The organism is Botrimarina mediterranea (assembly GCF_007753265.1).
Taxonomy (GTDB): Bacteria; Planctomycetota; Planctomycetia; order Pirellulales; family Lacipirellulaceae; genus Botrimarina; species Botrimarina mediterranea.
The window spans coordinates 4,548,894-4,569,200 of the sequence record NZ_CP036349.1 but is presented as its reverse complement, the minus strand read 5'-3'; the positions used below and the strand labels follow the sequence as shown (position 1 = coordinate 4,569,200).

Annotated in this window: 13 protein-coding genes; 6 read left to right on the top strand and 7 right to left on the bottom strand. The window is 63.6% G+C overall.

All coding sequences use genetic code 11. The features are described from left to right. Positions 1 to 31: 31 nt before the first annotated feature. The 6 genes from Spa11_RS17590 to Spa11_RS17565 form a co-directional block, all read right to left on the bottom strand. Positions 32 to 1,459, bottom strand: a complete 1,428-nt coding sequence (locus tag Spa11_RS17590; protein WP_145114633.1) for a TolC family protein — start codon at positions 1,457 to 1,459, stop codon at positions 32 to 34. Between the two features lie 169 nt (positions 1,460 to 1,628). Then, positions 1,629 to 2,387, bottom strand: coding sequence for a MauE/DoxX family redox-associated membrane protein (locus Spa11_RS17585; protein WP_145114631.1), 759 nt, complete (start codon positions 2,385 to 2,387; stop codon positions 1,629 to 1,631). 4 nt (positions 2,388 to 2,391) lie between these two features. Further along, a complete protein-coding gene (locus tag Spa11_RS17580; protein WP_145114629.1) occupies positions 2,392 to 2,808 on the bottom strand; it encodes a MerR family transcriptional regulator in 417 nt (138 codons plus the stop codon). Positions 2,809 to 3,028: 220 nt separating this feature from the next. Beyond that, complete coding sequence (locus Spa11_RS23325) at positions 3,029 to 4,195, bottom strand: hypothetical protein (RefSeq protein ID WP_231933016.1); 1,167 nt, start codon at positions 4,193 to 4,195, stop codon at positions 3,029 to 3,031. Positions 4,196 to 4,239: 44 nt separating this feature from the next. Then, positions 4,240 to 7,719: an efflux RND transporter permease subunit gene (locus Spa11_RS17570; protein WP_145114627.1), complete on the bottom strand. Its 3,480-nt coding sequence runs from the start codon at positions 7,717 to 7,719 to the stop codon at positions 4,240 to 4,242. Continuing rightward, positions 7,709 to 9,358 (bottom strand): efflux RND transporter periplasmic adaptor subunit, encoded by a 1,650-nt coding sequence (locus Spa11_RS17565; protein ID WP_145114625.1) that lies wholly within the window; start codon positions 9,356 to 9,358, stop codon positions 7,709 to 7,711. Before Spa11_RS17565 ends, Spa11_RS17570 begins: the two co-directional genes overlap by 11 nt. A gap of 1,047 nt (positions 9,359 to 10,405) precedes the next feature. On the opposite strand from Spa11_RS17565, the gene Spa11_RS17560 reads away from it, so the two are divergent. Further along, complete coding sequence (locus Spa11_RS17560) at positions 10,406 to 11,695, top strand: TolC family protein (RefSeq protein ID WP_145114623.1); 1,290 nt, start codon at positions 10,406 to 10,408, stop codon at positions 11,693 to 11,695. A 355-nt stretch (positions 11,696 to 12,050) separates the two neighbouring features. Here Spa11_RS17560 and Spa11_RS17555 read toward each other — a convergent pair whose 3' ends face one another. Then, entirely contained in the window at positions 12,051 to 12,293 is a 243-nt protein-coding gene (locus tag Spa11_RS17555) for a hypothetical protein (RefSeq protein ID WP_145114621.1), read from the bottom strand. A gap of 389 nt (positions 12,294 to 12,682) precedes the next feature. On the opposite strand from Spa11_RS17555, the gene Spa11_RS17550 reads away from it, so the two are divergent. The 5 genes from Spa11_RS17550 (at position 12,683) to Spa11_RS17530 (ending at position 20,024) form a co-directional block, all read left to right on the top strand. Continuing rightward, positions 12,683 to 14,080 carry an efflux RND transporter periplasmic adaptor subunit gene (locus Spa11_RS17550; protein WP_145114619.1) on the top strand — a complete coding sequence of 466 codons (1,398 nt, stop codon included), beginning with the start codon at positions 12,683 to 12,685 and terminating at the stop codon, positions 14,078 to 14,080. Between the two features lie 9 nt (positions 14,081 to 14,089). Next, positions 14,090 to 17,506, top strand: a complete 3,417-nt coding sequence (locus Spa11_RS17545; RefSeq protein ID WP_145114617.1) for an efflux RND transporter permease subunit — start codon at positions 14,090 to 14,092, stop codon at positions 17,504 to 17,506. A 68-nt stretch (positions 17,507 to 17,574) separates the two neighbouring features. Beyond that, on the top strand, positions 17,575 to 18,057 hold the full coding sequence (locus Spa11_RS17540; RefSeq protein ID WP_145114615.1) for a hypothetical protein: 483 nt from the start codon (positions 17,575 to 17,577) through the stop codon (positions 18,055 to 18,057). A gap of 89 nt (positions 18,058 to 18,146) precedes the next feature. Then, positions 18,147 to 18,491 carry a DUF3147 family protein gene (locus tag Spa11_RS17535; protein WP_145114613.1) on the top strand — a complete coding sequence of 115 codons (345 nt, stop codon included), beginning with the start codon at positions 18,147 to 18,149 and terminating at the stop codon, positions 18,489 to 18,491. A 90-nt stretch (positions 18,492 to 18,581) separates the two neighbouring features. Further along, the gene (locus tag Spa11_RS17530; protein ID WP_197529486.1) at positions 18,582 to 20,024 is read left to right on the top strand and encodes a TolC family protein; all 1,443 of its coding nucleotides are present in this window, start codon (positions 18,582 to 18,584) and stop codon (positions 20,022 to 20,024) included. Positions 20,025 to 20,307: the final 283 nt, after the last annotated feature.

The window sequence follows — 20,307 nt, the reverse complement described above, 5'->3', positions numbered from 1 at the left end:
CTGTCGAGTTAGCGGGTTGTCGGTGGGCGAATCAGCGCGGGCGGGGCGTTGCGTCGATGTGGCCGGGCGGTGTGGCGTCTTCGGCCGCCATCAGGCCGTCGTGGAGCAGGTAACCGGCGATCAGGACCTCGTGGGTGCGGGCTTCGAGCAAGTTCTCAACTTGCGTCAGCTTGGCGTCGAAATAGTCGTGCTGCGCCATCAGCACATCGGACCAATCGACCCGGTCTCGCTTGTAGCTCTCCAACAATTCAGCGTACGCCGCTTTTGACTCGGGCAGGATTACCCGCTCGTACTCGTGGGCGTGCTGCAGAGCCGTCAAGTACTGCTGGTAGGCCGTCGCCAACCGATTCTGCAACTGGAATTCGATCCGTCGGACCTCCTGCTGTTGGCGGGCGTAGTCGGCCTGCGCCTGGCGGATCGTTCCTTGGTTGCGATCGTAGATGGGCACTTCCAAGGCGACACCGGCAACGGCAACCGTTTCTCCACTTTCAAAATTGTACCCGGCGCCGCCGCGCGCGACGATGTCGGGGGTCCACTCCACCCGCTCGCGCTGGACCGTCATCCGGTCGACGGCCAGCTTGGCGCGGGCGGCGGCGACTTCGGGGCTGTTGGCAAGCAGGCGTCCCAACTCGGCGTCGAACGACGCTGGTTCACGCTCGGGCGTAAGGCTTCCTTTGACACGCCCCTCCGCCAGGGTGACGCCGACCAGTGAGGTAAGCGCGCGGAAGCTTTCACGCTGGGCGTTCTCGGCGCTCAACAGGTCGAGGCGGGCGCGCTGGAGCGTGATGTTCGCGCGGCGGACCTCGGGTCGGCGCGCTTGGCCCATGTTGTACGCCTCTTGCGACGTAACCGCAGCATCCTCGGCGCTCTTGAGCAACTCTCGGCGGACCGCCAAGGTTTCGCCGGCGGCCAAGGCTCGATAGAAATGCAGCCGCACGTCGTTGCAGACGCGGAACTGCTGCGCGGTAGCGAGGTGCTCGGAGACATGCGCACGTCGCAAATACTTCTCACGGCTCAGTCGCAACTTGCCGGCCGTCACGAACCGCTGTTCGAGGACGCCTCCATGGAACTCTCCTGGGGTGTCGGTGTCGGTCTCGGAATCGACACCGATCTGCTCGGCCTGGTACGTGAAGACGGGGTTGGGGTAGAGCCCGGCCTGCTGTGCTTTGGCTAGGTCGGCCGAGATGTGCAGCTGCGCCTGCCGGAGGGTTGGGTTGTTCTGCGCGGCGAGGGTAAGCAGCTCGTCTAGCGCGTAGACCGGCCCAACAGCATCCCCTTCTTGAGGCACGTCGATCTTCAGTTCCTCGCCGGGGGCAGGCGGAATGGCAGGCGGCGCAGTGAACGACTTTCCTGGCGCCGAAGGACGTAAGGCGGCCGGCGGCGCGAGCTGCTCTTGCGCCGCGGCGCCAGCAGCGGTGGCGAAAAGGGCGAGCTTCGCGACGTGGAGAAAGCGAGGCATTCCGTGTCCTACCCGCTGAGAGAGATATTTTGTCGACTCTCCTTACAGCGTCGGCGGTATGGCGGTCTCCAATGCGGCGAAACTCTTCCGCAGAGGTGCACCGACCGCACCAATCGTTAGAGTTTGTGGCTCAGGCAGACTTCACGCCGATAGAACGCGTACCGGGCAATCAAGTCGAGAGATGCATGGCTAGCATGACGATCGCCATCAACATCATGACGGTGTTCTCGACGATCGTGACCACGGACATCGGCAAGTTGAAGACGGTTCCGAGGCAGGCGCACTGGATCGTTTGCTTACGGAAGACGGCCCCGGCGACTCCGACGAGGCCAACCCCCATAATGACTGCCGTCACACCATTTGCGACGAAAGGTAGAGCGCCGCTGACGAAAAACACCCCCAGCGCCAGTTCGATCCAGGGATACGCCAGCGCGTAGCCGCGGGATCTTTTCGCGACGATATCGTAACTAGAAAACGAATCGGCAAACGCCGGGATATCGAGCAGCTTGAAGAACGCGAATCCCAAGAAGAAAAAGCCCATGAAGTAGTTCATCGCTCGCGGCCACTCGAACGAACCGTGGATCGATTCGGCGACGGCGGTCGCGCCGACGACGTAAGCGATCACCAGCATCAGCGGCTTGTAGTTGGACAGCTTGAAGTTCTCGGGGGCGTCGGTTGCCAGAGGTTGCGGCGCGCCGCTCGGCTGGCCATGCGGCCGATTGATGGGGGTCGCCTCGTAGCCAGCGCCCGCCAGTAGCTCGATGACGCGATCGCCGTCAGACGCAGCCGCCAGCTCGACGGTGAGCGGCTTCTTGGCGTCGTCCAGATCGACGGACCAGTTGAGCACTCGATCTTCGCCATCGAGGAGCGGCTTGATCGTGGCCAAGCACTTCTGGCAACGTAGATTGGTCTCGTAGGTCTGTTGCATCGCCTTACTCCTCTTGGGTTCCTTCGGGAACGTTCAATGCCTCAATAATCGGGCAGCCTCTCACGGGGCCTCGTCCTGAGCACGCGGTAGTCAGCTTCTTCAGCACCTCCTCCATGCGGAGGAGGTCGTTGATCTTCGCCCGCACAGTTCTGGCTCGCGCTTCAGCGAGCGCCTTGACCTCACTTCGCCCTCCGTGCGTTCCTTCGGCAAGGCTCAGAAGGTCGCGGATTTCCTCAAGCGTAAAGCCAAGCTCTTTCGCCCGGCGGATCGAACGGAGCCGCTCAACGTCCCGGTCGGAATACTTTCGGAAACCGTTGTCGGCGCTGGGACAATCGAAGAGCCCCCGCCGCTGGTAATACCGGACCGTCTCGACGTTAACGCCAGCCGCACTAGCCAGCTTTCCAATCGTTCGTTCGACCATAAGCTTCCTCCACTACGCATTATCGGCTCCGTACTACGGTACGGAGTCAAGGCGGTGTTGGTTGAATCCGCACATTCCAGAGTCCAAGCCCGCGTTGCCTGGCACGCAGGGGTCTGATTGGAAACTAAAGGGGCTGTGCAGTGATAAGTGCGCAGCAAGCCGAGCTACGGACCGTTCTGCGGGCGTAGTGGCGCCTCGGGCGCCGAGGCGGCGCCGTCTCTCAACGGGCCACTGGGGGCTCGACCCCCTGCGAAGCCAGCTTTTCAAGATACTTCGCCGGATCGGCATGAAGCCGCTTAGCGCATCCGGGGCAGCACAGGTAGACGACGCGTCCTTCGACGACGGTACGATACGGGCCCCCCATCGCGTCGAGCGGCTCATCCATGACGGGGCATAACTTCTGCGCCTCGACATGCGCGGCGTCCGCAGCGCTGGCCTTGGTTACTGCGGGCGCCGGAAGCGGAGGTAGTTTGGCCAAGTACTTCTCGGGTTCTGCTCGCAGGAACTTCAGGCACCCCTTGCAGCACAGGAAGACGTCACGCCCGAGGCCGGTCACCTTGAGGGGGGTCCCCATCGACCCAAGCGGCTCGTCCATCACCGGGCAAGTTTCTTGCTTGGCGATGGCGTCGCTGTCGGCTTCTGTGGCCGGGATTGCGATCAGCTCGGTCGTCTTGTGAAGCTTCTGGAAGTAGTGGGCAAAATCAGCCTTTACCTTCGCCACGCACCCATCGCAGCAGACATAGATCGTCTGATCGCCGACCGTCACCGGGACGGGGTCTCCCATCGAGCCGAGCGGCTCGCCACTGACGGGGCATATTTTCTGATCGGCGATGGCGGTGGCGCGCGACTGCTCTGCCGTTAGCGGAAACTGCACGTTCGCGACGAGATTCGGGAACGACTGTTTAGTCGATTTATACACGAGTCCCTCGATCTTCAGTTCTGCTGTCTGGCCGCCATATCGCGAGAGATCGTAGCGGGCGGCCAGCAGGCGTACTCCATCCTCTTCGGACGGTTGTGACAACAAATCGAACCGGCGCTGATTTGGGTCGTCGGCGATCTTCATCACCGCGGTGGCGCGCAGCCCCTTCGACTCAATCGGCTCGATGTCGAGCAAATAGAGCTTGATCCCCGTTTCCTCAACGAGGATTTCTGCTCGCAGCCCGTCCTGCTCGACCATCACGCCGCCGTGCGGTCCGAGCGCGGAGGTTTTCTTTTCCGCAGTCGCCGCCGGTGATTCCGAAGCAGACCCTTGGTTCGCTGGGTCCTGAATGGCCTGCGCAGCATCGGTATCCTTTGGGCCATGCCCTGCGTGCTGAGCGAATCCTGCAGCCGGTGCGGCCGAGAGCACCAGGGATAGAAGCCGCGTTAAAATGGGTGACATCTTCATCGACGTATTCCTTGAGTTTGAGAATGGATTGCGTTCTTGAGAAATCATGGAGGGGCCGCCATCTCCGGGTGGGCCTGCCAACGCGTGTCGGCGAAGCCGCCTCGCAGCTTCATTTCCATGAAGCCGCAGTAGAAGACGGGGACAACGAACAGCGAGATCATCTCGATGAACATGCCGGCAAACACCGGCAACGCCATCGCTTGGGCGACATCCGCCCCTCGTCCATCGGCGAGCATCACCGGCGTCAGGGCCGCGAAGGTGGTGAAGGCTGTCATCAGGCAGGGACGGATGCGGCGCTTGCCTGCCTCAACGGTCGCCTCGCGGAGGTCAGCAACGGATTCGATTTTACGGCGCATGAAGAGTTGCTCCATGTAGGTCGCTATCACCACGCCGTCGTCCACGGAAATCCCGAACAACGCAATGAACCCGATCCAGACGGCCGTGTTGATCTCGACATCGGCGATCGCCACCCCGATCATCCCTCCGGCGAAGGCGACCGGGATCTGAGAGAAGATGATCAGCGCCAGCGGCAGGCTGCGGAATTGCAGGTAGATCAGCAGCAGGTTCGCGACGACCACTAGCGGGATGATGACTAGGAGGCGACGGTTCGCCTCGATCTGGTTCTGGAACGAACCCACCATCTCCCACGTGTAGCCGGCGGGAAGCGTTAGCTCGTCGGAGCGGAGCGCCGCGGCAAGTGATTCTTCGACGGCTCTCACCGTCTCTAGGTCTCCTGTCTGCCCCCCGGGTGAGAAGGCGACGTGCGCGACGAGCCTAGCGTTCTCACTACTAATCGCTCCCGGGCCCCAAGAAGTGCCGATGGTCGCTAGTTCTTCTAGAGGTACCACCTCTCCCGTCGGCGCTACGACCGGCAGGCGACCTAACTCGTCGATTCCCTCGCGGATGTCGCGTCGATAGCGGAGTCGCACGGGATAACGTTCCCGACCTTCGACAGTGGTGATAAGATTCTTGCCCCCGAGGGCGACCTCAACCACAGTGTTGACTTCTTCCACCGACATCCCGTATCGCGCTGCCGCTTCGCGATCGACCTCGAACTCCACGTACGGCTTGCCCAGCACAATGTCGGGATTCACCGTGGTGGGATTGACGTACGGCGTCTTTCGCAGCTGATCAGCTACCGCTAGCGCGGCGTCGGCAAGGTCCGAGAGGCGATCCCCATAGATGCGGACCGCCATCGGGGCCTTGATGCCGGCCTGCAACATCACCACTCGCCCCTCGATGGGTTGCAGCGGGCTGGCGGGGGTCACACCGGGGAGCGTCGCTGCGGCGTTGATCTCGTCCCAAACGTCGCGGGCTGTTACGCCCTCTCGCCACTCGTCAACCGGCTTCAGCATCACGTAGGTCTCGATCATCTCCGCCGGTGCCGGGTCGAGCGCGGACTCGGCGCGACCGATCTTGCCGAGCACTTCAGCCACCTCAGGGATCTGACGGATCAAGACGTCTTGCGTCTGCAACACCTGCATCGCCTGCCCGAACCCCGCCGCGGGGTAGAGGGTTGGCATGTAGAACCAGCTCCCCTCGTCTAGGGCGATCCAGTCGTCGCTCCGAAGGCCCGTGAAGGTGTGCTTCAAGTCCACATACCCGGGCAGTTCGTTGGGGCGAACCCCGAGCCACTCCGCGACGGTCTCTGCCGGTCGCAGCACGGTCGGCAAACCGATCCAAGCGCCGAGGCCCAACACCATCAGCGTGGCGGGCGCTAGGGCGAATAGCCCTTTGTGGCTCAGCAGGAAACGCAGCAGGGGTTCGTAAATGAAGAGGATCGCTCGGCTGGTGGGGTTCTCATCGACCGAACGCAGTTGCTCGCGCGAGCCGATGTAGGTGATCGCCCCTCCGGCAAAGCCGAGGGCAATCGGACCCCACACGGGACCCCACGGGAGCAGGTGCTCGAAGCCAGCCCGCCAGAAAGCTGCCGCAACTATCGCCGAAATAGCGCCCACCGCGGTGGCGACGAAAAGGCTTCGCCGCCGGGACCACCGCCCGGAGTCGAGCAGCAGTCGGCACAACGCCGGGGTCAAGAGGACGGCCGCCACCAGCGCGGCGAGCATCGCAAAGGTCTTGGTATAGGCCAGCGGTGCGAAGAGCTTGTAGTCGCGGCCCGTCAGAAAGAAAACCGGCATGAAGCTGATGACGGTCGTCGAGACGGCGGTTACGACCGCGGGTGCGACCTCGGCGGCGGCGGCGATGATGACTTCCGCACGCGTTTGGTTAGCGTCGTCGCCCTTCTTTTTGCGCCAATCCACCAAGTGTTGATAGATATTCTCCGAAACGATGATCGCGAGGTCCGCCACCTCACCGATCGCAATCGCGATCCCAGCGAGCGACATGATGTTGGCATCGATCCCGAAGCCCCACATGCCGATGAACGACATCACGACCGCCAAGGGCAACGTGATGGCAACGACGAAGCTGGCCCGCACATGCAAGAGGAAGAGCACGATCACCACCACGGTGATCAGCGTCTCGTCGCGTAGTGACTCGCTGAGGGTGGCGACTGTCTCATCGATCAGGCCGGTACGGTCGTAGACGGGAGTGACTCTGACGCCGTCGAGGGATGGCGCCAACTCGCTGATCCTCTGCTTGACCGCGTCGATAACCGCGCGGGGGTTGGCCCCGAAACGCATCACCACAATCCCGCCGACCGCTTCGGAACCGTTGTAGTCGAGGGCGCCCCGGCGGAAGTCGGGGCCGATCTGGACCTGGGCCACGTCCCGGAGCCTCACGGGTACGCCATCTCGCTGGATAACGACCGTTTGTTCCAAGTCGATCAGCGCGTCACCTTGGGCGCCGCCGCCTATAAAACCCTTGCTGCGGACGATGTACTCCATCCCCGACGCTTCGGCTGTCTTCGCTCCGACATCGAGGTTGGACCCTCGGACCGCCATCAGCAGCTGGTCGAGCGTGACGCCATAGAAGCGAAGGCGGTCGGGATCGACCTCGATCTGATACTGCTGCACATAACCGCCGATCGACGCGACCTCGCTCACCCCTTCCACGGCTTGGAGCTCGTACTTCAGGACGTAGTCCTGTAGGGATCGCAGCTCGGCAAGGCTGCGGCCTTCCGGTGGGGGTTCAAGAACGTAGTAGAGGATTTGGCCGAGCCCGGTGGCGTCCGGCCCCAGCTGAGGCGTTACGCCCTCGGGGAGGCGTGCTCGGGCCGCGTCGAGCTGCTCAGAGACACGGCTCCTCGCCCAGTAGAAATCGACGCCGTCCTCGAACGTCACTTGGACGAACGAGTAGCCAAACATGCTCTTGCCGCGGACGCTCTCGGCGCCGGGTGTCGCCAGCAGGACGCCGCTGAGCGGGTAGGTGATCTGATCCTCGACATCCTTGGGCGATCGCCCCGGCCAGTTCGTCAGGACGATGACCTGGTTCTCGCCGACGTTTGGGATCGCGTCGATCGGAACCGAAAGGAAGCACCACCAACCGAACGCCGATACGGCGCAGGCCACGGCGACCACCAGCCACGCCTCGCTCACACAGAATCGAATCGCCCTAGTGAGCATGTTGCGTCTCCCCAGCAGATGGCGTGGCCGGTTGGTCACTTCGCTGCGGATCTATCAGCGACGGCTTCCCAGCCAATTGCATCTGCGAGTCGATGAGGAAAGCGCCGTCGGTGGCGACCACCTCGCCCTCGGCGATACCTCCGGCGAGGGCCGCTTCGGTCGGGGTCAACGCGGCGACGACGACGTTGCGAAGCTCAAACTCCCCCTCGTTGACTTCCACGTAAGCGACAGAGTTATCGCCCGCCAGCAGGATCGTCGAGCGGGGTACCGTGACCGAACCTGAGTTTGCGGTGGGTTTCGCTGCGTAGCCAAAATCGCTGGCGGGAACGAGCGGCGTGTCGCACAGGGGGCACTCTCCCGGTTCGTCTCGCACTATCTGCGGGTGGCGCGGGCTGATCCAGGCGCCCGCTAGCGCGGCGTCATAGACGGTGTCGCCCTGTACCGCGGGGAGGCGTAGCTTCGCGGTTGCGTAGTCTCCCGGCTTGAAGCGCCCGTCCGAGTTGAACAGCTCAACCCGTACCTGGATGGTCCGCGTCGTTGCGCTCACGACCGGATCGATAAACGCGACGCGCCCCGGGAAGATTACGCCGGGCTCCGACGACAACTCGACATCGACTTCTTGAGCGTACCGTACTTGAGCGGCGTCGCTCGGGTAGAGTTCGAGCATCAGCCAGACGGTCGATAGGTCGGCGATGCGGTAGATCGGGTCTCCCGTCTTCACGTAGTCGCCTTCGACCTTCAGCCGGGAGATGACCGTGCCGCTTTGGGGCGAAGTGATGGTCGATCGTTTTCTCGCCTTCTCCGTTGTCAGCAGCTCGTCGATCTGCTGCGCCGTCATGCCTAGCTCGCGGAGATTGTCCTCGGCGACACGCCGCAGCCCGTCGGTGTCTCCTAGTACGCCCCCGAGGGCCGGCGAGCGCTGCGCGGCGAGGTACTCGACTTGGGCCGAGTAGAGTTGGGGGCTGTAGACGACGGCGAGCTCGTCCCCTGCATCAACGACGGCGCCTTCATAGTCGATGAACATCTGTTCGATGCGCCCATCGACGTAAGCGGAGATCGTCGATACCCGCTGCTGGTCGTACGCGATTTCGCCGACCGCCCGCACCGATCGGAAGACCGTTTTTCGCGTCGCCACGGCGGTGCGGATGCCGGCAATACGGCGTGTCGCCGCGTCGATCACCACGCTGCGCTCATTCCCGCTACCGGGCCCGCTCGGCGCTTTCACGAGTTCCATCGCGCACACAGGGCATCTCCCAGGCGATCCCTGCGGCGGCGTGCACATCATCGGGCAGATGTAGCGATCCGCCTCGCCCGCGGCCACTGGCTCCGCCGCCGCCGTCTTGCGCCCGGCGACCTCTACCAGCGTCATCCCGCAGATGGGGCACTTGCCCGGCGCGTCTTGGCGTATCTCGGGGTGCATCGGACAGGTGAACTGGGGCTGTACGGCGGATTCGGGGCCTGCTGAGCGGTCCCCTGTTCCGGATGTGGCGGCGAGCCATCCGGTCCGCTGCGCGACGCCGACGAGGGCGACGGCGAGGGCCAAAGTCGCCAGCAAAGCGGCGCATTGAACAGCGACTCGCAGCAGCCACTGTCGGCCGCTGACCGATCGCTCTCTTTCCACAGGTTCTTCTGAAGTCATGGCTCATGCTCGCACGAGACGCAGGGGCGCGCCGGCCTCAGGCCAAGGGGACGTATCGATACGCCCAGGCGCGGCTACGAGGAATTACCACCGGTTTGAGACGCGCAGCGGTATTTAGTAACCGTGGGCGCGCATCGGTGGCGCGAGCATCAGATGAGCCAGATGCAGAGAAGGCGCTGAACGGGATGCCGGATGGACTCCAGCGGCGCCGAACGCGAAGAAAGTCGGTGACCTGTTAGTGGCTGAAGCGAGACGACTCCTAGAGTGGGCGCGCTTCCTGGCAGCGTGATGAGCAGTTCGGCGGCGGTCCGGGAATCGGGTGCTGGCGGCGCCGGCGTTGGGCCCTTGCCGCACAGACAAACGCCTGCTTCTAACTCCTTGACGGGTGAGGCTCCCCTCACGGCCGAGCGACTCGATTGCTGCACTGCCTTGGGGCCGCAGCAGCCGCGAGTGGCGACGGGTCGCTCATGGTCGTGTGACTTGGAAGTCGTTGAACAACAGCAACGACAGCGGGCGCCCGATTCCGAAACCCGACAGCTCCCACAACAAGCACAGGTGGAGACGCCAACCGCCGACTGCTGGCAGGCCGAGGCGCGTGCCGCTAGCGGCAGTGCGTGCGGGAGCAAGAGTGCTCCGATCGCGCAAAGGCTAACGGCCAATCGGGAAGAGCGGGACAGCAGCATTGGGAGGGTCGATAGGACGATTCGGGGAACCCCATGGATAAAGGTTACGTCGCGCCCAGGACGGCAGCAAGCGAAATCGGGCCCTTGAGAAGGGGTCCTGCGACCGGAAGGGAGCGAAGAAATAGCCAGTACGGAAGGAGCCGGCCGAGTGATAATCTCCAGAGCAAGCCGCCGCTTTTTCGTAACGGTGTGCTTGATTCTAGGGTCCGCTGGCTGTCGCAGTGTTCGGGATCGTCTGGCGTCGGTGACGAGCGACCCTCATCCGCAGGCGCCTCAATTCGCCTCCGGTGTGTCGGGTGGGGGGCCCACGGTCCAGGCCGCTTATTCTGAAGCGTCGGAAGAGGGACTACTCCCGCCGGATAGAGTGCAGTCAGCCGCGACCATCCTCCCGGAGCCAATCGAGGCGGAGGCGCCGCTGGGCGAGGTCCTTCGCCAGCCCGAGTCGTACTTTGTTGAGACCGCGCTGGCGGGACATCCGCGGGTACTCGCCGCCCGGGCGAGAGTGGCGGCGGCGACCAATCGGCCACTTCAAGCTAGTTCGCTCGCAGACCCGACGATCACCAACACCTTCTTCCCGATCTCGGACCAAGCTCTCCAAACGGCGGGAGGTCGCGTGGGTAACGGCCTCATGGTGTCACAGATGTATCCTTGGCCGGAAAAGCGCTGGACAAAGGAGGCGATTGCCTGTCGCGAGGTCCAGATCGCCGCAGCAAAACTGGCGCAGGTTGAACTAGAGATTGAAGAGCTCACCCGACTTGCGTACTACGAGCTCTGGTTCGCCGATCGGTCGATCGCGATTACGGAGAAGAATCGTCAAATCGCCGCCGAGCTTGTTCAGCTCGCCGAAGCCCGCAACGCGACGGGCGGCAGTCAGCAAGACGTGCTGCGTGCGCAACTCCAGGTGGACGGCATCGACGATCGACTGGTGGACCTGCGTCGCCGTCGCGAGTTGGCCGAGGCCGATTTGGCGGCCCTGATCCAACGCCCCAGCGACGAGGGATTCGCGACGACTGAGAATCTCGTGCCCCAAGACACTGAGACAGCATTAGGAGCTCTCGTCGCCGCGGCGGAACGGTGTAATCCGCGGCTGCGGGAGCGGCAGTGGGCCGTGTCGCGAGACCGTCAGAAAGTGAAGCTCGCCGAACTACAGAAATACCCCGATTTCACGCTAGGGGCTGGCTGGCAAACGGTCACCGAGACCGACGCCATCTCACCCGTCGCGAACGGCCACGACAACGTGAGCTTCATGGTGGGCCTCACCTTGCCGATTTGGCGCGACCGCATCCGCGCGGGGGTCAATGAGGCACGATGGGAAGCCGTCGCCTCGAACCGTGACTACAACGACGCCCACGACGATTCACTGCGACAGATCCGCCGAGCGGTGCAGACGGCTGAAGCCGCCGAAGAGCAACGACGCCTCTACGCCGAGAGGATGCTGCCCCGAGCCAAGCGCCAGATCGAGCTTTCAGCAGCCGATTACCGCGGCGGTCGAGTCGATTTCCGCGAAGTGACCGACGGCTTCACCGAAATGTTCACGCTAGAACTGCAGGCCGTACGAGCGGAGGCAATGCTCGCCGGATCGCTCGCCCAGCTCAAGAGGACCGTTGGCTGCGAAGTGGCGACGGCGCCCCAAGCTACGGATTCCAGCTCGTGAACTTCTCGGGAGGGGTGTGGCCAACCTTCGACAGTGTCGTTCGCGTTACTAGCTAAGGTGCCTGCGGTCGAAGGCTCCGAGCGGATGGGTCTAAGGTCAATCTGCTTCGGACGGATCGACCTACGGACCTAGCCGTCTTCTCATTCTCGGAGCCGGGCGGGTTGGACCGACCTACGTGCACAACTATTCGGAACCGGTACAGTAGCTTTGGGACTCGGCAGATTGGCCCATTCCTCACACATCCCGAACGGGGTTCTCTCCAACAAGAATCGGGGCGTCGCCGAAATAGTTAGCTGCCATTGCCCCCACACATTTGCACAGCTACGCTTGCCTGATATGCCCTGGGCGATGCTCCTCAACTCTGGCGGCCATGTACCGGCGATTTGTCTCCACTCTTCTGCTCGCGGCGTTCGCCCTTACCCATTGGGTTGCGGTGCCGCACGTGCATGGTGATAGGGACTACGGTGCGGGCCGACACGCGGCAGGTGCTCACGTTCATCTGAGCCACCATCACGTCGACGACAACGTGGACGATCACTGTGGACACTCGCACGGTCGCCACAATTCCCTGGGTCGCCATCGGTCGTTTCGTGAGCACGATCAGGCGCCGAAGACGCCGGCATTCCACAGTACACCAACGGATCACGACGACAACGCTGTCTTTCTGTCGGAGCTGACAACCGGCGCGACGCGTGGGACCGACTTGGTTCAGAGCCGGAGTTTCTACAGCGACGCGACGGCATGGCCGCCGATCATCATCGTCGCGGATTTGGCGCCATGGCCCGCGACTTTCGATACGAGTCCACCCCACGGGGGTCGCGGCTGCGCACTCTTCATAGCTCTACGCAATCTGCGTATCTGAGCTGGCATCCAACGCCATTTGTTATGTCGTCTCGCGCCTAGGCCGGGGCGGTGTTGGTTCTGCCTTTCTTACTCGTGGCCGCGCGATGGCCATCCGCCCCTGAGGCGGTACTCTCGGAGATAGCGATGCTCCGTCGCATCCTGGTCACCTTTGCTGCGCTGTGCGCGCTTGGCGCTGCCGGTTTTGCCGCTTGGCTCGGTTACCGGCATCTGCGGCCGGAACCGGCAGCGACTTCCTCGGCAGCAGAAGAGCAGCTCACCGCGGCGGCAACGCCGGACGGCAAGATCATCGTTGGTGACCGCGCCCAGCATAACCTGGGGATCGTCTCCAAGGCGATCGAGACGGGCGAGTTCTGGCGGGCGGTGACGGTTCCCGGAATGATCGTCGACCGGCCGGGAATGAGCGACCGGGAAGTGGTCGCCAGCGTCGAGGGGGTAATCAACCGCATCTTGCATGTGCCCGGCGACCTCGTCGAGCCGGGAGAATCGCTCTTCACGTTGCGGCTCGCCAGTGAGTCGCTCCAGCAGTCCCAGGCTGAGCTCTTCAAGACGGGCGAAAACCTCAAGATTGCCGAGGCGCGTCGCGAACGACTTGCCCAGGCCGGCGAAGGAATCCCGCAGGCCCGCCTTATTGAGGCGGAGAGTGAGATCGCCCGTCTGAAAGTGGCGGCCCAGGGCTACCGGCAGGAGCTACGCAACCGCGGGCTGTCCGATGAGGAAATCGGCGGCATCGAGAGGGGCAAGCTCCTGAGTGAGTTGCAGGTCACGGCGCCGCCGCTCGTCTTCGCCGGTGAGGAGTCGCCGACCGGAGAAATGCTCGGGTTCGAACTGCAGGAGCTGCTCGTGGATCTTGGGCAGCAGGTCCGTGCTGGAGAGCCGCTTTGCCGACTGGCCAACCACCAACTGCTCGCGATCGAGGGCCGTGCGTTTCGCGACGAGACGTCGAAACTGCAGCAGAGCCTCGAGAAAGGGTGGCCCGTCGAGGTGGATTTCCAGGAGGGGGAGAGCAGCGGCTGGCCCACTGCCGAGAACGAGCTGCCGATCCGCTACATCGACAACACGATCGACCCAGAAACCCGGACTTTCGGCTTCCGGCTGCCGCTTGAGAACCAGCATCGAGTCGTCGTGCAGGGGGGGCGCGCGCGTCTGCTGTGGCGTTTCCGCCCCGGTCAGAAGGTCCTGCTGCGAGTGCGCGTCGAGCGGATGGACGGCGTCTTCACCCTCCCGGCCGATGCGGTCGTCGCCGAAGGCGCCGAGAACTACGTCTTCACCCAGAACGTGAACACGTTTCAGAGAGTGAGCGTCCGCGTGCTGCATCGCGACCGGGATCGTGTGGTGCTGGCGAACGACGGGGCACTGGAGACGTACGAGCGTGATGGCAAGCAGCGGACCATCGCGGCGGTGACACTCACAGCGGCGGCGCAGCTCAACCGGATGACCAAGACGAAGTCCGACGGGCTCCCTCCCGGCTACCACATCCACGCGGACGGAAGCCTGCACAAGAACGAAGACGAGGGACGGTAAGGAAACCGCATGCTCAACGCCATTATCCGCGCCGCCCTCCGCCAGAGGACCCTCGTGTTGGTCCTCTCGCTCGTCGTCCTCGTGTACGGCGGCTACCTGACGACAACGATCCCGATCGATGTCTTCCCGGACCTCGACCGGCCCCGCGTGGTGATCCTCACCGAGTGCCCGGGTCTGTCTCCCGAAGAGGTGGAGACGCTTGTCACGCACCCGATCGAGACCGCCATCCTAGGCGCCTCGGGCGTCGAAGCGGTGCGGAGCCAATCGAGCCAGGGGATGAACGTCATCTACGTCGAATTCGGTTGGCGTACCGAAGTGCGCTACGCCCGCCAAGTCGTCATGGAGCGGCTGGCGAACGTGCCGATGCCCGAGGGCATCCGCCCGATCATGACGCCCCCCGCCTCGATCATGGGGCAGATCCTGCACATCGGCGTGCACCACCGCGCAGGCCCGCGCGGTGGACGCTTGGCGCCGGTCGATGGGACCGACCTTGTCGCCGAGCTGCCCGAGGGGGGCGACCTCGTCGTTTGGAATCCGATGAGGCGAGATGACTTTGAGTATTGGATGCCCACCGCCATCGAAAGCCTTCGGTGGGAGGGAACGCAAGAGCGGCCAACCGCCACGTTCAAGACCGGCGCCACGCCACACTCGGTGACGTTCCGCACGCCGCTCGAAGCGCAGATGGACCTGCGGACGATGACCGACTGGGTCATCCGGCCGCGGCTGCTGAAGCTCCCGGGGATCGCCGAGGTGATCATCATGGGGGGCGAGGTGAAGCAGTACCAAGTGCTGATCGACCCTCGCCGTCTGCAGGAATACGACGTCACGCTACAAGAGGTAGAGCGGGCGATCCAGGACAACAACCTCAACACGAGCGGCGGCTTTCTCAAAGAAGATCAGAGCGAGCGGCCCGTACGGGTCATCGGGCGACTGGGGCCGCTGCCACGCCAGGTCATCAACGAGCTACTGATCGTCCCGGTGAAGGTCAACGCCGACCGGGCGGTGCTGTTGCGGCACGTCGCGGAGGTGGTCGAGGGACCCGCGCCCAAGCGGGGCGACGCCAGCATCGACGGTCACTCGGGCGTTGTGGTCACGATCGTCAAGCAGCCGCACGCCGACACGCGGCTGCTCACCGATCAAGTGAAAGCGGCGTTGCGCGAGACCAAGGCGACCTTGCCGGCGGACGTGGTCTTCAACACCAACCTCTTTCAACTGAAGAGCTTTATCGACCGCGGTGTCTACTACGTCGAAGAAGCGCTGGTGATTGGGGCGGCGTTGGTTGTTGTCGTCTTGTTTTTGTTCCTGCTCAACCTGCGCACGACTTTCATCACCCTCACCGCGATTCCCCTTTCGCTGGTGGTGACGGCGCTGGTGTTTCGGTTGATCAGTTTCCTCTCGAGCGTGGAGCTGTCAATCAACGTGATGACGCTCGGCGGCATCGCGGTGGCGATGGGCGAGCTGGTCGATGACGCGATCGTCGATGTAGAGAACATCTTCCGCCGGCTCACCGAGAACAACGCCCGACCGACCCCAAGACCCGCCCTCGTCGTGGTCTACGAAGCGAGCCGGGAGATCCGCTCGGCGATCGTCTTCGGCACGGCGGTCGTGATCCTCGCCTTCTTGCCGCTGTTCGCCCTCTCGGGTGTCGAAGGCCGGCTCTTTATCCCGTTGGGCTTGGCGTACATCGTCTCAATCCTCGCCTCGCTCTTGGTGTCGCTGACCGTGACACCAGTGCTCTCTTACTACTTGCTGCCCAAGTCCCAGGCGACGCACCGACAACACGACGGAGCCATGTTGCGGGCGCTGAAGTGGGGCGCCTGCTACCTCATCCGCTTCAGCATGCGGTTCGCCGGTCCGCTCCTCGCGATCACGTGGCTGCTCGTCGGCTTCAGCGTCTGGCAACTGACCCAGCTTGGCGCGGACTTCCTCCCAAAGTTTGACGAGGGGAGCGTCCAGATCAATGTCGCCCTGCCGGGCGGTTCGTCGCTGAAGGCGTCCAACGACGTGGCGGCGGTGATCGACCGACGACTCATCGCCATGCAGAAGTCGCCCGACAACCCCGAAGGCCCCGTGCTCCACTTCGCCCGTCGGACCGGCCGGGCAGAACTCGACGAGCACGCCCAGCCCGTGAACGTCGGCGAGTACATCCTCACAATGAACCCCGAATCAGGCGTCGGCCGCGACGAGTTCCTCCGTCAGGTGATCGTCGATCTCCGCAGCGAGGCGCCGGGTGTCGAGATCGACGCCGAGCAGCCCCTCTCGCACCTGATCAGCCACATGCTCTCGGGCGTCAACGCGCAAGTAGCGATAAAGATCTTTGGGGCCGACCTCGACAAGCTGCGGATGCTGGCCGAAGAGGCCCGCGACGAGTTGTCCCTGATCGAGGGCGTCACCCCGCCGATCGTCGATCCCCAGCAACGAGTGGACGAATTGCACGTCGTGCTCCGGCCCGCCGACCTGTCCGTCTACGGCCTCAGCCGCGCGTACGTCGCCGAGTTCGTACAGACGGCTCTGAAAGGCGAAGCGGTCTCGCGCGTGCTTGAAGGGCAACGCCGATTCGACTTGGTGGTGCGTCTGCAAGAGCCGTATCACTCCGACCCCGAGTTCCTCAAGGAGCTGCGTCTCGACCTGCCGAGTGGGCAAGGCCAGGTCCGGCTGAAGGACGTGGCCGATTTCCCAGCCGCCGCGAGCGGTCCCAACCTGATCAACCGCGAGAACGTGCAGCGCAAACAGGTCGTGCGCTGCAACGTCAGCGGCCGTGACCTGGCGAGCGCCATCGAAGAGATCGAACGCCGCGTCCGTGCGAAACTGAACCTGCCGGAAGGCTACTTCGTCGAGTTCGGCGGGCAATTCGAGGCGCAGCGATCGGCCACGCTGATGATCACGGGGCTGGCAGGCATCTCGATCGTCGGCATTTTTGTCGTGCTGATGATGCTCTTCCCCTCGACGCGCGTGACGCTGCAAATCCTGAACGCGATCCCCACCGCTTTCATCGGCGGCGTGCTGGCGCTTGTCTTGACGGGGCAAACGCTAACGGTCGCCAGCCTCGTCGGCTTCGTGTCGCTGGGCGGGATCGCCGTCCGCAACGGCATCCTCCTGGTTACCCACTACTTCCACCTGATGAACGAGGAGGGCCAGCCCTTCTCACGCGAGACGATCCTCCGCGGCAGCCTCGAACGGCTCTCCCCGGTGCTGATGACGGCGCTCACCGCTGGCATCGGCCTGGCGCCGATCGTCGCCGGGGGCGCCAAGCCGGGCCTGGAGATTCTCTACCCTGTCGCCACGGTGATCCTCGGCGGCCTTACCACGTCGACTTTCTGTGAGTTCTTCCTGCACCCCGGGCTGTTCTGGCGCTTCAGCGGCAAGGACGCCCAACGGCTGGTGCTCAGCGACGGTGCCGAGTCCGACTTGCTCGACGAGCTCTAGATACGCCGGCTATCCAGCTGGCTACGCAACCAATCTTCAACCTTACCTCTGAACCCTAGGAGCTTGTGATGAACCGCTCACCTTGGAACCTGACAGCGATCGCAGTTGTGGGGGCGATCTCACTCGGATGCGGCCAGAGCGAGCCGACGACGAAATCACCCCTCGCCGCATCGACTTCGACGGCGACGGAAGAGCACGCGCACGGCGCCGGACCCAGCGGTGGCGTTGTCTTCGATCTCGGCAGTCATCACGCGGAGTTCACGGTCGATCACGGCGCCAAGCTGTGCATGATCCTCTTCCTCGGCGATGACGAGAAGACCCCGGCGCCCATCGCCGCCACTGAGTTCGTGCTCCGCATCAAGGAGACGAAGACCGCCGACGGCACGGTGGTGGCGCCGATGACGGTCACGATGCAGCCCGTGGACCCGGTTGACGGCAAGGCCGCGAAGTTTGTCGGGACCGACCCCGGGATCGGGAATGTCGCCGACTTCGCCGGCACGGTCTCCGGGGAGATCGACGGCAAGCCCGCGATGGGCGAGTTTGCGGAATAGCGGCTCCGGCGTACGCCTTAACACAGTGCCTCCCCCGCGACGACTCGTCGCGGGGGAGGCTTTTTCTAGGACCAAGGCCCATGAACCTGATGGCGTATCTCCTCCGGGTGGTTGTGGCGGCAGGGATCATCGTCGCTGTGTCGGAGCTGTCAAAACGCTCACCCCGTTACGGCGCACTGCTGCTATCGCTCCCGCTAACCAGCATCCTCGCCTTCGCTTTCAGCTGGCGACAGCACCAGGACCTCGCGTCAATCTCAACACTCGCGAAAGACACGCTCGTATTGGTGCCTTTGGGCCTGCCGTTCTTTGTCCCGCTTGCACTGGCGTCGCACTACGGATGGAACTTTTACGCCGCGTTCGCCGCAGGGCTACTGCTCGCATCGGCGACGATCGGGACATGGTTAATAAGTGCTAGCAAGTGCAGTGACGCATAACTCGGCGATTTGCATAGGCGCCGGTAGATGGCGTTGTCGATCGAACCTGTAGTAACCCGCCAGCTGAGGCATGGGGAAGGAGTCCCTCGCATGAAAACAACCCATCGCACGGGCCACTCGCTCGCGGGGGTCGCTATCGTTGGGATGATGGCTATCGCCGCGATGGCGCCGCCAATCGTCTCCGCACAGGAGTCGGCGGGGACATTGAGGAACCCACTCGATCCCTCGCCGCCGATCGAGCGACTGCCGCCTCCCGCCGCGCTGACATCCGCCGAGGCGTCGGAGGGAGGACTGTCGCTCAAGGACTTAGAAGCGATCGCGCTCTCGCAGAACCCTTCGATCGCCCGCGTCTACGCCCTCGTCGGGGCCGCCAAAGGCGCCTGGGTCCAAGCGGGCCTGCCCCCGAACCCGTCTCTTGGCTACGACGGGCAGCAGCTGGGCAGCGGCGGCTTGGCCGAACAGCACGGCGTAGCGTTCGGCCAAGAGATCGTCACCGGCGGCAAGTTGCGGCTCAGCCGTTCCGTTGCTCAGAAACGCATCGAAGTCGCCGAACAACAGTTCGCCGCCCAGCGACAACGCGTGCTCACCGATGTCCGCGTCGCGTTCTATCAAGTCCTCATCGCGCAGCGCCAGATCGAGCTGGCGGAGGAGTTGATCCGGGTGAGCGGCGAGGGGACGAAAACCGTCGACGCCTTGTTCCGATCGAAGGAAGTGGGCCGCGTCGACATGCTTCAGGCGCAACTCGAATCCGAGCAGGCCCAGATTGCCCTGCAGAGCGCGAGGAACCGGCACGAGGCGGCGTGGCGTTCCCTCGCCGCTGTGATTGGTGACCCGACGTTCTCGATCCGGCCGCTAAGCGGCGACCCGGCCGCGCCCGCCAAGGAGATCGAGTTCGACATCGCCCTTTCCAGGCTGCGACGCAGCAGCCCCGAGGTCAGCGCCGCGGTCGCTGAGTTAGACCGAGCCCGCTTCGCCGTCGACCGGGCGCGGGTCGAGCCGATCCCCAACATCAACTTCATGGGCCTGGTGAACTGGCAGGACAACGGCATTGGCGGCAAGGCCGACGGGGGCGTGGCGGTCACCGTGCCGATCCCGCTCTGGAACCGCAACCAAGGCGCCATCGCTCAAGCCGAGCGAGAGGTGGCAGCCGCTCGCCAAGCCATCGATCAAGTCGAGCTGAGCCTGCAGCAACGGCTCGCGCCCGTCTATGAAACCTACGCCGACGCCCGCAACCAAGTAGAACGTTACCGGGAGACGATCCTCCCCGCCGCCGACGAGGCCCTTACCCTCTCAAGAAAGATGTACGGGGCGGGTGAAGCGAACTACCTTAACGTGCTGACGGCGCAACGGACCTATGCCCAGACCAAGAGCAACTACCTCGACGCCGCTCTCCGCCTGCGAATCTCTGAAGTGGTGATCGAGGGCATGCTGCTATCGGGCAGTCTCGACACTGGCCAAGGCGTTGATCAGGCGTACGCGCCATCGACGGCTGGACGAGAGATGCAAACGACGCCGTTGTTCTTCAACCGTTAGCGAATCGACTCCATCAGCCAGCATCGATACGCCGTGCGGAGATCGCGAGAAAGACGCGAAAGCATTCGAGAACTTGCCTGTCCTCTTGCACGACGTCGGCCGAACCGCTCGATGCAGATCTGATCCCGTTTGAACTGCGGGTGGACCATTCGTCGGTAATTTCGCATTGGCCGAACTGCGAGAGGTGGGGAAAACCTCTGCGACTGAGCGGTTGAATCGATAGCGAGAAGCTTGCCCCCGTCGTCGCGCTACTGCTGGGGATGTTACAAGAACAACGCGGTCG